The following is a 16,074-nucleotide window of genomic DNA, read 5'->3' as shown; positions in this document are numbered from 1 at the left end:
TTATTCCTCCTTTTTCGTTGCTTTAAAAGTTTTTAGTGCATGTTGACTTAATAAATGCGCTTGATCGATAGATACAGCTTGTTCAAAATACGCGATAGCTTCATCTATATCTTCATACTTCATATAAGTTGCTAAACCAAGATTGTATATTGCATCAATATGATGTTCGTCAATACTTAATACTTTGTTCAACTGACGAATTGCTACATCAAACATTTCAAGTTGACACAAAACGAGACCATATTGAAATTGAATTTCAGCATCTTGACTTTCATCTTTTTCAGCAGCAGTCATCAAGAATGGTAATGCTTCTTTAAAAGCTTCTAATTGATTAAAAGACATACCAATCATATAGTTACAATCAACGGTAGCAACATTATTTTTAAGTGCAGTTTGATAAAGCTTAATAGCTTCGTTATATCGTCCTTGATTATAATAAAGATTCGCTAAATTATAATAAATTGCACCGTTATCAGGGTTAATAGTTAATGCTTTTTGAAAGAAACGCTCAGCTTTTGCTATTTCTCCAGCATCAGATAACACAATGCCAGCATTAATATAATTTTCAACTATGTCCGGATTTTCTTCTATATTTGCAAAAAGTTTTTTTAATGCTGTTTCGAACTGTCTTTCTTTAATCAATTGATAAATATCCTGTTGATTATGCATCATTTGTCCCTCATTTCTAATTGATTATAACATGTTTAATTTTGGTGTGTGATTGAACGTTTGTACATTTATAATTTTATTAAGATTTTATGTTTACGTAACTTCTTAATACAAGAAAAACCGTTAATACAGAGTTTTGCCTCATGGATTAACGGTATCATTAATATGTTTAAACAACATAGTTTAATTGACCTTCATTTTTATAAACGTCATCAATTGTAGCGCCACCTAAACAAACTTCCTTATCATAAAAAACGACTGCTTGACCGGGAGTAATAGCTCTCACAGGTTGAGCAAATGTAACACGTATAGCTGATTCGTTCTCACGTTGTACAAAAACTTTAGTATCTTTTTGACGATATCTAAATTTAGCAGTACATTCAAAACCATCATCTAAGTTAACTGCACTATCATTAATAAAAGAATAATCTGAAGCGATAAGATAATCACTGTAAAGTGCTTCATGATTAAAACCTTGTTCAACATATAAAATGTTATTATCTAAATTTTTACCAACTACAAACCATGCGTCTCCATCTCCACCAATTCCAAGACCATGACGTTGACCTATTGTATAATACATTAAACCACTGTGTTGACCCATTTTTTTACCATCTAATGTGACCATATCACCTGATTGAGCAGGCAAATATTGAGATAAAAACTCTTTAAAATTTCTTTCCCCAATAAAACAAATGCCTGTAGAATCTTTTTTCTTAGCTGTAGCCAGATTCTGTTCTTCAGCAATACGACGAACTTCCCTTTTTTCTATATCCCCAATTGGGAACATGACTTTCACTAATTGGTCTTGTGATAATTGATTTAAAAAGTACGTTTGGTCTTTATTATTATCAACACCTCGCAACATGTCAACATGTCCGTCATAATGACGTCGAATACGAGCGTAATGACCTGTCGCAACATAGTCTGCACCAATTTTTAATGCATGTTCTAAAAATACTTTAAATTTAATTTCTTTATTGCACATAACATCTGGATTCGGAGTACGGCCTTTTTTATATTCATCAAGGAAATAGGTAAATACTTTATCCCAATACTCTTCTGCAAAGTTAACTGCATAATATGGTATACCTACTTGATTACATACTTCAATAACATCATTATAGTCTTCAGTGGCTGTACAAACGCCATTTTCGTCGGTATCATCCCAATTTTTCATGAAAATACCGATAACGTCGTACCCCTGTTCTTTTAATAAATAAGCAGTTACTGAACTATCTACTCCACCAGACATACCCACGACTACGCGTATATCTTTGTTGGACACTATGATTCCTCCTTAAATTTATGATATATTTTGTGAATTTCAGCAATGATATAATTAATTTCTCGTTCAGTTGTTTGTTCGTTAAAACTAAAACGTACTGAATGTTTAGCGCGCTCATCATCTTCATACATAGCAGAAAGCACATGCGAAAGACTCGTCGTTCCAGCTGTGCAAGCAGATCCTGAAGAAACATAAATATTAGATAAATCTAACAAAGTCAACATGGTTTCGACATCAATAAACGGAAAATATAGATTTAAAATATGACCAGTTGAGTCTGTCATAGAACCATTAACTTCAAATGGAATGGTTCGTTCTTGTAAACCAACTAAAAATAATTGTTTTAGATTCATTAAATGAATATTATTTGTATTTCTATTTTCAACAGTTAATTCTAGTGCCTCAGCGAAACCGACAATTTGAGGTAAATTTTCAGTACCAGCACGACGTTTAGTTTCTTGGTCACCGCCTAGTAGATTGTATTCAATAGGGGCATGATCTTTAACAAATAAAGCACCTACACCTTTTGGACCTCCAAACTTATGACCAGTAATACTCATTGTAGCAAATTTAAAATCATGAAAATTAATATCTAAATGTCCAATTGCTTGAACAGCGTCAACATGGAATAGTGCATTTGTTTCAGCTATGATATCTTCAATATCGTACATATTTTGAACAGTACCTACTTCATTGTTAACAAACATAATAGAAACTAGAATGGTTTTCTCGTTAATCGTGTCTTTTAATTGGTCTAAATCAATAGCACCAGTATCATCTACATCTAAATAGGTAACATCGTAGCCTTCTTTTTCAAGTTGTTCAAAGACATTTAAAACAGAATGATGTTCAATTTTAGAGGTAATAATATGATTTCCTAATTGTTCATTCGCTTTAACTAGTCCTTTAATGGCAGTATTATTCGATTCTGTTGCACCACTTGTAAAAATTACTTCATTTGGTTTAGCTCCAAGTAACTGAGCTACTTTACGACGTGATTGATCTAGATATTTACGTGCATCTCTTCCTATAGAATGAATAGATGAAGGATTGCCATAATGTTCGTTATATATAGGCATCATTGCTTCAACTACTTCTTGCTTTACTGGTGTGGTCGCGGCATAATCTGCGTAAACTTCCATGTTTAGACACTCCTCGTCAAATTATCAACGTTCCTATAATAGCACCAAAATATGCATTTTTCTACCTTTCTGTTTACAAATTTTTTCATTATTGCACAACATTTTAACATATAATAGATTAGAATTTCGACAGTTTTAAACATTTTTAAAATAATTCTTATCAAATGTGGTTATTATTAATAATGAACAGTTCAATATTGATAATAATTGATGACTGTTATACTTCAACTATTACTTCGTAATGAAAGGAAGTGTTTTTATGAAGGATATTAAACTTTCCGCATTAAACCTTGTGCCAATTAGGGAGGGTCAAAATGATGAAGATGCCATCAACGATATGGTTAAACTCGCTCAAGATTTAGATGATTTAGGTTATGAACGTTATTGGATAGCAGAACATCATAACGCGCCTAATTTAGTAAGTTCAGCCACTGCTTTACTTATTCAACATACATTAGAGCACACTCGTAGAATAAAAGTGGGTTCTGGAGGAAGTATGTTACCTAATCATGCACCTCTAGTAGTAGCAGAACAATTTGGCACGATGGAAACACTATTTCCTAAGCGTGTAGACTTGGGATTAGGACGAGCTCCAGGTACAGATATGATGACAGCAAGTGCTTTAAGAATAGATCAGCATAATAGTGTTTATCAATTTCCAGAAGAAGTAGAGCAATTACAACAATATTTTGGACCTGATCATCAACAGGCGTATGTACGTGCATACCCTGCTGTCGACAAAAAAGTCCCCCTTTATATTTTAGGTTCCTCAACAGATTCTGCACATTTAGCGGCTCGTAAAGGTTTATCTTATGTATTTGATGGACATTTGAAGGAAGCACTTCAAATATATAGAGAGCTTTTTGAACCATCGGAGGTTTTAAATGAGCCGTATGTGATTGTCTGTTTAAATACAATTGTTGCAAAAACAGACAAACAGGCAGAGTTCTTAGCTAGCACGATGGCTCAAATTATAGTGAGTATTACACGTGGTAGAATGCAACTGATGAAACCACCCACAGATGACCTTCAAGGGTTATTAACTCCGAGAGAATATGCATTAACCAATCAGCGATATAAGGATTCTTTAATTGGATCTGAAGAAACTGTAAGAAAACAACTAGAGGACTTTGTAAATGAATATGGGGAAATAGATGAATTAATGGCAATAAGTTATATTTATGACCAAGATCAACAATTAGAATCATATCGTCGATTACAACATGCTTTAAAAGAATAGTTATTTTGATTAATATGTGTATTTAAAGAATAGAATCAAGGCGATATATAAAAACTGAGATGAGTCTTGGTCATTAATCATTGTTCAGCTATTTTTCGCATATTGACAGTCGATGACTGAATTGAAAATGTGCTTATATCAAGTTTTTATAACTATAGTCTGAAGGACCCAACAAAGAGAATTTCAAACAGAAATTCAATAGACAAAGCAAGTTGGGGTTCGTTGCCGGGGTGAGATCACGAATTCAATATGAATTCTGTCTCACCCTCCATTTGAGTATTTCAAAAAGTTTCTACAATTTACATCCCATCTAGTAATAATATAATTACTACAAGCATAAAAAAACAAACTCAACCTTTTATGGGAGTTGAGTTTGTTAATCATTTTTAATTAAAGATACTATGTCTTAAATTACATGGCTAAGAGTTACTTATCGTCCTTATCCTTTTTATCGCCTTTATCTCCGCCACCTGTGTATTCATTAATTTTATCTTTAGCTTTATTTACTTGCTCATTATCACTATTTTTAAATTTTTCAGCTGCATCTTTTGCTTTATCCATGAAACTCATATTAAATAGCTCCTTTCGAATTTAAATATTATAAATTTTATCGATAAGGCATAGCCAAGTAACATTTTGTCTAAACTATCTTATCGATGCACTATTATTACTACCACCTTGAAAATGTAATAAACGTAAAAATAATTTTTTAATTCAGTATATATGACTAGAGTTAATCTCACTCAATCTTTTGGCTATTTAATTCAAATTAGATATAGAACATATATCCATCTAAATCTTCATCTGTTTCTTTGTAGTCTGCAAGATATTTTAATGTCGTATGATCTAAAACATCACGTACAGCATCTCTCATTTTAATCCATAACTGCTTTTGTGCAGGTGGTTCTGAATCGATACTCTCTACGAATGTAATAGGACCTTCAAGTAAGCGAATAATATCGCCTGCTGTAATTTCTTCTGCTGGCACTCTAAGTTGATAGCCACCTTTAGCGCCACGAATACTTCGAATTAATCCAGCATTTCTTAAAGGGCCGACTAATTGTTCAAGATATAAATCACTTAACAGATTTTCTTCGGCAATTGATTTTAATGATACACATCCTTGACCTTCTCTCTTTGCAAGAGAAATCATTAATGTTAATCCATATCTCCCTTTTGTTGATATTTTCATTATATAACCTCACTTAATTCGAATAATATCTATTACTATTTTATCATTTTTTGAGTTAAGATAATATTAGAAAGGTGTGACAAATGTGAGTACAGAACCTTTAGCATCTCGAATGAGACCTAAAAATATAGATGAAATTATATCGCAACAACATCTTGTTGGGCCTAAAGGAATTATAAGAAGAATGGTTGAAACTAAACGACTCTCTTCCATGATTTTTTATGGTCCTCCTGGTATTGGTAAGACAAGCATTGCTAAAGCGATTTCAGGTAGCACTCAATTTAAATTTAGACAACTAAACGCTGTTACAAATACAAAAAAAGATATGCAATTAGCAGTTGAAGAGGCAAAAATGTCTGGTCAAGTGATTTTACTATTAGATGAAATACATCGTTTAGATAAAGCTAAACAAGATTTTCTTTTACCACACTTAGAAAATGGCAAAATCGTTTTAATCGGTGCAACTACATCAAATCCTTATCATGCCATTAACCCAGCAATACGTTCTAGAGCTCAAATATTTGAACTTTATCCTTTAAATGAGCAGGATATTAGAATAGCATTAGATAGAGCGATCAATGACAATGAACGCGGGCTAAAACAATTTAACCCCAACATAGATGAAGATGCTATGGAATATTTCTCCACACAAAGTCAAGGTGATGTTAGAAGTGCACTCAATGCACTAGAATTAGCCGTACTTAGTGCAAACGTTGACAATGACACACGTCATATTAATCTGAATGATGCAAAAGATTGTTTACAAAAAGGGCCCTTCGTTAGTGATAAAGATGGTGACATGCATTATGATGTCATGAGTGCTTTCCAAAAGTCTATCAGAGGCAGTGATGTCAATGCTGCTCTTCATTATTTGGCGCGCTTAATTGAAGCTGGTGACTTACCAACAATAGTTAGGAGATTATTAGTAATTAGTTATGAAGATATTGGTTTAGCATCACCAAATGCTGGCCAAAGAACTTTAGCAGCAATTCAATCCGCTGAAAGACTTGGCTTTCCTGAAGCTAGAATACCTTTAAGTCAAGCAGTGATAGAACTTTGTCTCTCTCCAAAATCAAATTCTGGTATCACAGCCATTGATAGTGCACTTAATGATATTCGTAAAGGGTTAGTCGGACAAATACCTGATTACCTTAAAGATGGACATTATTCAGGCGCGAAAGAACTAGGTCATGCCATTGGCTATAAATACCCACATAACTATGAGAATGGGCATGTAGTACAACAATATTTACCAGATAAATTAAAAAATAGAACATATTACGAACCAAAAACAACTTCTAAAAGTGAGCAACAATTCAAAGCTATTTATGATAATTTAAGAAATAAAAAATAAAATTAGCTTTATTCCTCAACAAAAGATATTTAATGAAGAAACTATGTAATAAGAATATAAAACATTTAATCTTTTCTTCATTGAAAATATAGAGGAATAAAGCTAACTTTTTATTGACCTTTATCTTTAATTCGTTTTACGGGAATATTTTTTAAAATATCGTTAATCACATAACTGGCACAAATCAGCCCAACTACACTTGGGACGTAAGCGTTTGATGAAGGTGGCATCTGACCTTTGCGATTAATTGCATTTTTATCCCCTACAGTTTCTCTAACATCCTCACGAATGACAATCGGACTTTCATCTGAAAAAACAACTTTCACACCCTTTTTTATTCCTAGACGCTTCAGCCGATGTCTAATGACTTTTGCCATTGGATCTGTATGCGTTTTAGATATATCTGTAATTTCAAAGCGAGTAGGATCTATTTTATTGGCAGCACCCATACTTGAAATCATATCAATCCCACGTTCTAAACATTCTTTCATTAAATGAACTTTATAAATTATTGTATCACTGGCATCAATAAAATAATCAATATTATAGTTATTAAAAATTTTCTCATATGTCTCTTCGGTATAAAACATATGTAAAGATGTCACTTTACAATCTGGATTAATTAATTTAATGCGTTCTTCCATAAGTGTAACTTTGCTCTGACCAATAGTTGAGGTAAGGGCATGTATTTGTCTATTGACATTCGTGATATCCACGTCATCTTTATCAATTAATATAATATGTCCTATATTTGTTCTAGCTAGAGCTTCAGCAGCAAAAGAACCGACGCCACCAACACCTAATACTGCAACAGTTTGATCTTTAAGTAACTCTAATCCTTCTTTACCAATTGCCAATTCATTTCTTGAAAATTGATGTTTCATTTTTGACTCCTTTAATTCAATTAAACTTCATCGTTATGATTGATAACATACTTTTAAAATTCTACATAAAAATACGCAAGACCGAAGTCTTGCGTATCGATAGAGTCCGTAAATGCCGTAGTTGTAAATAGCTTGATCATTCGGCCTGCTATATACAGGTGGGTGCCCTGTTTCTCGTTTTGCAAGTCCTCCTATAGAGGCGTGTGCGCTGCGAGAAAACCTATTGGGCTCCCTGATCAAAGAGTGTTAGGCCCAAATAAAAAGCAAACTTACGAACATCACAGATGACTATCTTATAAAATAATCATACCACAATTTTAAAAATAAGGAAATTTTAAAACTCAACATATATAGTTGACTAATTTACTACATTGCCTTTATTATTGCTTTTCGAAATGCTTTGCATTGGGAACCCTAGTGTCTGATTCTTAGTGATAGTTCTTGGAGTTGTTTGTCTGAGACTTCCCCTGGTGCGTCTGTTAATAGGCATGTTGCTGATGCTGTTTTAGGGAATGCAATTGTATCTCTCAGGTTTGTTCTGTTCGTTAATAGCATTACAAGTCTATCTAAGCCAAGAGCAATACCGCCATGTGGAGGTGCTCCATATTTAAACGCATCTAATAAGAAACTAAACTGCTCTTTAGCTTGTTCATTAGTAAATCCTAATACTTCAAACATTTTTTGTTGTAATTCACCATCATGAATTCTAATTGATCCACCACCAAGCTCATAACCATTTAACACAATATCGTAAGCATTAGCTTGAGCCTTTTCAGGTTTAGAATCTAATTTAACAATATCTTCTTTTTTAGGAGAAGTAAATGGATGGTGCGCTGCTACATAGCTTTTGGCATCTTCATCATATTCTAATAAAGGCCAATCTGTTACCCATAAGAAATTTAATTTTGTTTCATCAATTATACCTAACTCTTTTGCGAGTTTAATTCTTAAAGCGCCTAAACTTTGAGCGACTACATTAGGTTGATCAGCTACAAACATGACTAAATCGCCAGGCTTAGCCTCAGTAAGTTGTTTGAGTGTATCGACATTAGTATCATCGAAGAATCGAGCAATTGGACCAATTAATCCGTCTTTTACAACTTTAACCCAAGCTAATCCTTTAGCACCGTAAATGTTTACAAATTCAGTAAGACCATCCATTTCTTTGCGAGTATATTGGTCAGCAGCACTATCAGCTACAATAGCTTTAATTTCACCACCGTTTTCGACAGTCTCTTTGAATACTTTAAAATCCATTTCTTTACCTAGTTGTGAGACATTTACTAATTCCATACCAAAACGAGTATCTGGTTTATCAGAACCAAAGCGATTCATAGCTTCTTCATAAGTCATTCTAGGGAATGGACCTAGAACATCTATACCTTTGACAACTTTAACAACTTTACGTAACATGTCTTCTCCCATAGTCATAACGTCTTCCTGATCAACGAAACTCATTTCAATATCGACTTGAGTAAACTCTGGTTGACGGTCAGCACGTAAATCTTCGTCACGGAAACATTTAACAATTTGGTAGTATTTGTCAAAACCACTGATCATTAGTAACTGTTTAAACAACTGCGGAGATTGAGGTAATGCATAAAACTCACCTTCATGAACTCGTGAAGGAACCAAATAGTCACGTGCCCCTTCTGGAGTTGATTTAGTTAACACAGGTGTCTCAATATCAAAGAAACCATTATCATCTAAATACTGACGGATGGCGCGTGTTGTTTGATGTCTCATTTTAAATGTTTGTGCTAATTCTTGTCTACGTAAATCTAAATATCTATATTTTAATCGAATATTTTCATCTACATTAACATTTTCTTCGTTAATAGAAAATGGAGGTGTTTCAGCCTTGTTGATAATTTCTATATGTGAAACTTGCACCTCAACTTGTCCCGTTTTAATTTTTGGATTAATTGTGTCTTCGTCTCGTTTTGTAACGACACCTTCTATTTCAACGACATATTCAGAACGCACTGTTTCTGCAATTTTTAATGCATCCTCAGAAAAATCAGGATTAAAAACGATTTGTACTATTCCTTCACGGTCTCTTAAATCAACAAAAATTAATCCACCTAAATCTCTACGATTGTGAACCCATCCTTTTAATGTTACTTTCTCATTTAATAATTTTTCTGTGACTAAACCACAATATGTTGTTCTCTTACTCAAACTTATTCTTCCTTTCTATTTTATAAAATAGTTAACTAACTGGTCTAATTGAATTTTTTCTGATTCACCAGTTACCATATCTTTCACGTTTATAGCATTATTTTCAAGCTCTTGATCACCAATAACAATTGTGTAGTTTGCATTCAGTCTATCAGCTTGCTTCATTTGACCTTTTATCTTTCTATTTAAATAATCTTTATCTGCTTTAATATTGTTTTTACGTAATTTATTTAATAATTTAACTGCATAGTTATCAGCCTCTTGCCCCATTGTAACAATGAACAAATCTAGTTCTTCTTCAACGTCTAATGAAATACTTTCTTCTTCAAGAGCAAGTAAAAGTCGTTCAATACTTAATGCGAAACCGATACCTGTTTCTTCTGGACCTCCTAATAATTGTAATAAACCATTGTAGCGTCCACCACCGCATAAAGTTGTTATGGCACCATCATAATTAGGATTATCCATCATAAGCTCAAATGCAGTGTGAGTATAGTAATCCAATCCTCGTACTAAATTTGGATCCTCAACATACGAAATATTTAACACATCTAAATGTTTCTTAACTTCTTCATAATACGTTTTAGACTCATCATTTAAATAATCAGTGATACGCGGTGCGTTTTTAACAGCTTCTTTATCTTTGTCTACTTTACAATCTAAAATTCTCATAGGGTTCGTGTGTAATCTAGATTGACAGTCTGAACAAAATGTATCTATGACAGGTTCAAAGTGTTTGACTAGTGCATCATTATATTCTTTACGAGATTCACTATCACCAATGCTATTAATCACGAGCTTTAAATGTTTCAAACCAAAAGATTCATAAATATGCATAACCATTGCTAATACTTCAGCGTCCATACTAGGATTTTCAGCGCCAATTGCTTCTACACCAAATTGATTAAATTGTCTATAACGTCCTTTTTGTTTACGTTCATATCTAAACATAGGTCCATTGTAATATAATTTAACTGGTTGATTTGGATTCCCTTGCATTTTATGTTCAATGTATGAACGAACAACTGATGCTGTGCCTTCAGGACGTAGAGTTAAACTTCTTTCACCTTTATCTTTAAAAGTGTACATTTCTTTTTGTACTACATCTGTTGAATTACCTACACCTCTAGCAAAAAGTTCTGTACTTTCAAATATAGGCGTGTGTATTTCTTTATAATTATATAATTCCATTAGTCCATCTAATTTGTTTTCAATATAACGCCACTTTGCAGAATCTTCCGGTAAGATATCTTGCGTTCCTCTTGGAATCTTTATCATATAGCTCTCTCCTTTGTCTTTATAAAATAATTGAATAGGTTTTAGCGACGACTAAAGTGATGACGTTCTATCATTTATAAAATTAAAAAGCCCCTTGCATAGTATAAAACTATACAAGGGACGATTAACCGTGTTGCCACCCTAATTGATCACGCTCTATAACATAGGCATGACCCACTCAAAACGCTTAACGTGCGTTGACCGACTTTCTTTTAAAAAGTACCTCTCCTTGCGTTCAAAGAATTAAATTACTAAGCACAATCTTTCAGCCCAGGATTGTATTTCTACACATATGAAATGCTACCAATTTCATTTAACCTTTCAAGAATAATAACGGTTTTATTTATAAAGTTCATCCATTATAATAACGAGTTTTAGCTTAATTTGCAAGTTCTATGATGAGAAATATTGTTTGAGTCCGTCTACTACAGCTTGTTCAACAACCTGTCTATGTATTTGGTCAGTAATCATTGACTCATCGGTTGGGTTACTAATATAACCTAATTCTAACAGTACTGCAGGTACATTTGTTTGTCTTAATACTTGATAATTTTGTTGTCGTGCCCCTCTGTTAGTAAGTAAAGCTTTTTTCTGAATATTTGAATTTAAAGTTTGAGCGAGAGCTTCTTGATTATCTTGTAACCAATAAACAGTAGCACCATTGGCATTAGAGGAATCCAAAGAATCATTATGTATACTAATATATGCATCACCTTTTATATTGCGGTCATTAAGCGATACATACTCATCTTTAGTGCGCGTCATTTTAACTTTGGCACCTTCTTTAGTTAATATCTTTTTTAATTCTTTAGCAGTTTTTAAAGTATAGTTTTTTTCTAAACTTTTTTTAGGAGTATTACTTGAAGCCCCCTGATCACTACCACCGTGACCAGGATCAAGTACAATTGTCTTTCCTTTGAGAGGATTAGAGTTTTTTGATTGATCGGCTTGAATGTTGAGATTGGTATGCCAACCGGCGACCCAACCTTTTTCTGTACCAGCAAGATTTTGAACTTCAATCCATTTTCCTTTTTTATCTACTTTTTTAAAGCTATCGTCTTTTTCTATTTTATAGATAACTGGATAAGCAGCATTAGGACCTGTTCTTAATTCTGCTTTTTCAGTAATAGTTATCTGTCCAGTGTCCTCATCACTTTGATTAAGAAACATGAATAGCAGAATGATAAATAATATAAATGTAATAAGTACGATAAGTGTAAGACGATTTTTTAAACCATGCTTAATTAACCACACTTTTACTTTGCTCATAAAATCTTACCATCCTGAGCTTCATAAATAATAGTTACAGGTCCATCATTATCTATCTCTACATTCATGTGAGTACCAAATTCACCAGTTTTTACTGTTAAACCATAGCTTTCTAGTTCTTTATTTAATTTGTTATATAGTGTTTTTGCTTCATCTGGATTTCTAGAATTAGAAAATCCAGGTCTATTACCTTTTTTAACGTCAGCATATAAAGTGAATTGTGAAACTGAAAGTATAGCACCTTCTACTTGTTGAATATTTAAATTTAGTTTATTACTGTCATCTTCAAATAGACGTGCGTGAACTATTTTTTTAGCAACAGCTTTTATATCTTCCTCTATAGAGGCTTTACCAACACCCACTAGCAAGCAATAGCCTTTATCGATTTGATTATCTATTGTTTCATTAGTTACTCTAGCATGTTTAACTCTTTGTACAATTATCTTCATTTCTTTTGCACCTCTAGTTCCAAACTCTAGATACTGTGTATACGTCACCTAGCTGTTTAATTTTTTCGACGACACGATAAACGTCATTGACATTTTTAACCATCACACTGATATTTATCACAGCATTTTTATCGATGTCCGAACGTCCCGAAACTTTAATTAAACTTCCTGCAGTTGAATTAACAGCTTGTAATACTTCATTCAGTAAACCGTTTCTATCATATGCTGTTACTTCCAAGTCAACTTGATAACGCTGTGTGGAATCTTTGGATTTAACCCATTCTACAGAAATTAATCGATCAGATTCATTCTTGATATTAGGACAGTCAGTACGATGAACTTTAATGCCATGACCTTTGGTAATATATCCTACAATATCATCACCTGGTATCGGATTACAACATTTAGATAGCTTGATTAACACGTTTTCAAGGCCTTCAACGTATACACCACTATCAGTAATGATATCTTCTTTGATAGGTACAGATTTAGTTACCTCTTGAGCTTCGTTGAGTGCTTTTTGTTTATCTAAAATTCTTTGACGTTCAGTTAATTTATTAACAATTTGTATTGACGTAACACCTCCAAATCCTACCGCAGCATATAAATCTTCATCATTAGCAAAATGATATTTTTCATTAACTACTGCAAGATTTTTTTCAGTTAGTACATCTTCTACTCGGAATCCTTGTTCTTTAATTTCCGCTTCAACCATAAATTTACCTTTTTCAATGTTTGAAGAACGATCTTGTTTTTTGAAGAAGCTTTTGATTTTACTCTTGGCACTTGAAGATTTTACTATTTTAAGCCAATCTCTACTCGGACCATATGAATGTTTACTAGTGCGTATTTCTATAATGTCTCCTGTTTGAAGTACATAATCAATAGGAACAATTTTACCATTAACTTTGGCACCAATCATTTTATTTCCTACTTCACTATGAATTGCATAGGCAAAATCAATTGGCACTGCACCGTATGGTAATTCTATAACATCACTAGCGGGAGTAAACGCATAAACTTTATCACTTTGTAAGTCATATTTTAAAGATTCCATAAATTCTTGTGCATCCGTGGAAGTATGATCCGTTTCTGCTAATTCCTTCAACCAGTTTAATTTATTTTGAAAATCTTGCGTTTTTTCGTTAACTGTCCTTCCTTCTTTATATGCCCAGTGAGCTGCTACACCATGTTCAGCTATTTCGTGCATTTCATAAGTTCGTATCTGTATTTCCAATGGATCTCCATTAGGTCCAACAACTGTAGTATGGAGTGATTGATACATGTTTTGTTTCGGCATCGCAATATAGTCCTTAAAGCGACCTGGCATAGGTTTCCATAACGTGTGTACTAAACCAAGTAATGCATAACAATCGTTAATGGAATTAACAATAATTCTTATAGCCAATAAATCAAATATTTGATCAAATTGCTTTTTCTGTTTAATCATTTTACGGTAAATGCTATATATGTGTTTAGGTCTACCACTTATATCACCTGAAAGCTTCATTTTATTCATTTCACTTTCTATTTTTTCTATAGCATTAGCAATATAAGCTTCTCGTTCGCTACGCTTTTTCTTCATGAGGTTGACGATACGGAAATATTGGACACTATCAATATATCTTAACGCAGTATCTTCTAATTCCCATTTAATGGTGTTAATCCCTAAACGGTGCGCTAAAGGTGCATAAATTTCTAAAGTTTCTTTCGAAATTCTAATTTGCTTTTCTCTAGGCATAGCCTTTAGTGTTCTCATGTTATGTAATCGGTCAGCTAATTTTACCAATATGACTCGTACGTCTTTGGCGATAGCTATGAAAAGTTTTCGATGATTTTCAGCTTGTTGTTCTTCTTTAGATCGATATTTAACTTTTTTTAACTTAGTCACACCATCTACAATTCTTGCAACTTCTTCATTAAACATTTCTTTTACATCTTCAAAAGTATATGAGGTATCTTCTATCACGTCATGTAAAAAACCTGCGACGATTGTCGGCCCATCTAAACGCATTTCTGTTAGAATTCCTGCCACTTGAATAGGATGCATGATATAAGGTAAGCCATTTTTTCTGAATTGACCTTGGTGAGCCTCATAAGCTATGTGATAACTTTTGAGAACATATTCATATTCACTTGCTGATAAATATGATTTTGCTTTGTGTAGAACTTCGTCTACACTATATGGATACTCATTGTTCAATTTATGACACCCCACTCAAATTTATTACTTATGTTTTATTATAAATTGTTCGTCTCGCAAACACATTCAAAACACTTAAAAATCGATATCGATTCAACAACTTTAAAATTAGCTAAATCACTTTGATATCTATCTTTTATTCTAATAAGCTATCTATTATTTAAACGTTTCAAAACGAAGTGAGTCGTTTTACATAAAGTAGTTCATTTATTTCTAAATAATAGTTCTATAATACTACAAATTTTCAAATAAATAAATGATGCCCCATATGAAATCGCCTTTTTAGAATAAAGTTAAAAGTCATAAATCAATGTTTTGAAATTAAAAGAGTTATCTCTTGTATGACAATTACAACAAGATATAACTCCTCAATAGCTCAACATACACTTTTTATTCATCGTATGAAATTAAACTCATAACATCGTAACCATTTATTTTATTAATACCGTGTAGATATTTTAGTTCAATAATAAATGCAATACCTACAACTACGCCACCTAATTTTTCAACAAGTTTAATGGCAGCTTCTATTGTTCCCCCCGTTGCAAGTAAATCATCTGTAATTAACACTCGTTGTCCTGGTTTAATAGCATCTTTATGCATAGTTAAAACATTTGTACCATATTCTAAACTGTACTCATAACGGATAACTTCACGCGGTAATTTTCCTTCTTTTCTTACAGGAGCAAATCCAATGCCCATAGAGTAAGCTACTGGACAACCAATAATAAATCCCCTTGCTTCAGGTCCTACAACAACATCTACATCTCTTTCTCGAGCATATTCAACAATTTGATCTGTCGCATAACCATATGCTTTACCGTTGTCCATAATAGTTGTTATATCTTTAAAACTCACTCCGGGTTTTGGCCAATCTTGAACTTCTGATACATATTGTTTTAAATCCATTTAATTTCCTCCTATA

The 16,074-nt window shown here is 33.0% G+C and carries 14 protein-coding genes and 1 other RNA gene; 2 read left to right on the top strand and 13 right to left on the bottom strand.

Annotation, left to right across the window (positions count from 1 at the left end):
• From DYE57_RS05720 to DYE57_RS05710, 3 genes are all read right to left on the bottom strand, one after another.
• Positions 1–669: a tetratricopeptide repeat protein gene (locus tag DYE57_RS05720; RefSeq protein ID WP_115313209.1), complete on the bottom strand. Its 669-nt coding sequence runs from the start codon at positions 667–669 to the stop codon at positions 1–3.
• 169 nt (positions 670–838) lie between these two features.
• Positions 839–1,957, bottom strand: a complete 1,119-nt coding sequence (gene mnmA, locus DYE57_RS05715) for a tRNA 2-thiouridine(34) synthase MnmA (protein ID WP_115313208.1) — start codon at positions 1,955–1,957, stop codon at positions 839–841.
• Positions 1,957–3,099, bottom strand: coding sequence for a cysteine desulfurase family protein (locus DYE57_RS05710; protein ID WP_115313207.1), 1,143 nt, complete (start codon positions 3,097–3,099; stop codon positions 1,957–1,959). Before DYE57_RS05710 ends, mnmA begins: the two co-directional genes overlap by 1 nt.
• Positions 3,100–3,358: 259 nt before the next feature.
• Between DYE57_RS05710 and DYE57_RS05705 the strand changes: the two genes are divergently transcribed.
• A complete protein-coding gene (locus DYE57_RS05705; RefSeq protein ID WP_115313206.1) occupies positions 3,359–4,339 on the top strand; it encodes an LLM class flavin-dependent oxidoreductase in 981 nt (326 codons plus the stop codon).
• Positions 4,340–4,765: 426 nt separating this feature from the next.
• Here DYE57_RS05705 and DYE57_RS05700 read toward each other — a convergent pair whose 3' ends face one another.
• A complete protein-coding gene (locus DYE57_RS05700) occupies positions 4,766–4,909 on the bottom strand; it encodes an SAS049 family protein (protein ID WP_115313205.1) in 144 nt (47 codons plus the stop codon).
• 199 nt (positions 4,910–5,108) lie between these two features.
• Complete coding sequence (gene cymR / locus DYE57_RS05695; protein ID WP_115313204.1) at positions 5,109–5,531, bottom strand: cysteine metabolism transcriptional regulator CymR; 423 nt, start codon at positions 5,529–5,531, stop codon at positions 5,109–5,111.
• An 85-nt stretch (positions 5,532–5,616) separates the two neighbouring features.
• Between cymR and DYE57_RS05690 the strand changes: the two genes are divergently transcribed.
• Positions 5,617–6,885 carry a replication-associated recombination protein A gene (locus tag DYE57_RS05690; RefSeq protein ID WP_165417880.1) on the top strand — a complete coding sequence of 423 codons (1,269 nt, stop codon included), beginning with the start codon at positions 5,617–5,619 and terminating at the stop codon, positions 6,883–6,885.
• A 110-nt stretch (positions 6,886–6,995) separates the two neighbouring features.
• On the opposite strand, the gene DYE57_RS05685 is transcribed toward DYE57_RS05690, so the two are convergent.
• From DYE57_RS05685 to DYE57_RS05650, 8 genes are all read right to left on the bottom strand, one after another.
• Positions 6,996–7,769 carry a tRNA threonylcarbamoyladenosine dehydratase gene (locus DYE57_RS05685; RefSeq protein WP_115313202.1) on the bottom strand — a complete coding sequence of 258 codons (774 nt, stop codon included), beginning with the start codon at positions 7,767–7,769 and terminating at the stop codon, positions 6,996–6,998.
• Positions 7,770–7,868: 99 nt separating this feature from the next.
• Positions 7,869–8,059, bottom strand: a non-coding RNA gene (gene ssrS, locus DYE57_RS05680) — 6S RNA.
• A 124-nt stretch (positions 8,060–8,183) separates the two neighbouring features.
• A complete protein-coding gene (gene aspS / locus DYE57_RS05675) occupies positions 8,184–9,950 on the bottom strand; it encodes an aspartate--tRNA ligase (RefSeq protein ID WP_115313201.1) in 1,767 nt (588 codons plus the stop codon).
• 15 nt (positions 9,951–9,965) lie between these two features.
• Positions 9,966–11,228: a histidine--tRNA ligase gene (gene hisS, locus DYE57_RS05670; RefSeq protein WP_115313200.1), complete on the bottom strand. Its 1,263-nt coding sequence runs from the start codon at positions 11,226–11,228 to the stop codon at positions 9,966–9,968.
• A 393-nt stretch (positions 11,229–11,621) separates the two neighbouring features.
• Positions 11,622–12,497: an N-acetylmuramoyl-L-alanine amidase gene (locus tag DYE57_RS05665; protein WP_115313199.1), complete on the bottom strand. Its 876-nt coding sequence runs from the start codon at positions 12,495–12,497 to the stop codon at positions 11,622–11,624.
• Positions 12,494–12,946, bottom strand: a complete 453-nt coding sequence (dtd, locus tag DYE57_RS05660; protein ID WP_115313198.1) for a D-aminoacyl-tRNA deacylase — start codon at positions 12,944–12,946, stop codon at positions 12,494–12,496. Before dtd ends, DYE57_RS05665 begins: the two co-directional genes overlap by 4 nt.
• Positions 12,947–12,959: 13 nt before the next feature.
• Positions 12,960–15,149 (bottom strand): RelA/SpoT family protein, encoded by a 2,190-nt coding sequence (locus DYE57_RS05655; protein ID WP_115313197.1) that lies wholly within the window; start codon positions 15,147–15,149, stop codon positions 12,960–12,962.
• A 390-nt stretch (positions 15,150–15,539) separates the two neighbouring features.
• The gene (locus DYE57_RS05650) at positions 15,540–16,058 is read right to left on the bottom strand and encodes an adenine phosphoribosyltransferase (protein WP_115313196.1); all 519 of its coding nucleotides are present in this window, start codon (positions 16,056–16,058) and stop codon (positions 15,540–15,542) included.
• Positions 16,059–16,074: the final 16 nt, after the last annotated feature.

It is taken from the genome of Staphylococcus saccharolyticus, from assembly GCF_900458815.1.
Lineage (GTDB): Bacteria > Bacillota > Bacilli > Staphylococcales > Staphylococcaceae > Staphylococcus > Staphylococcus saccharolyticus.
The sequence above is the reverse complement of the archived record's forward strand: the minus strand, read 5'-3'. Positions and strand labels throughout refer to the sequence as shown.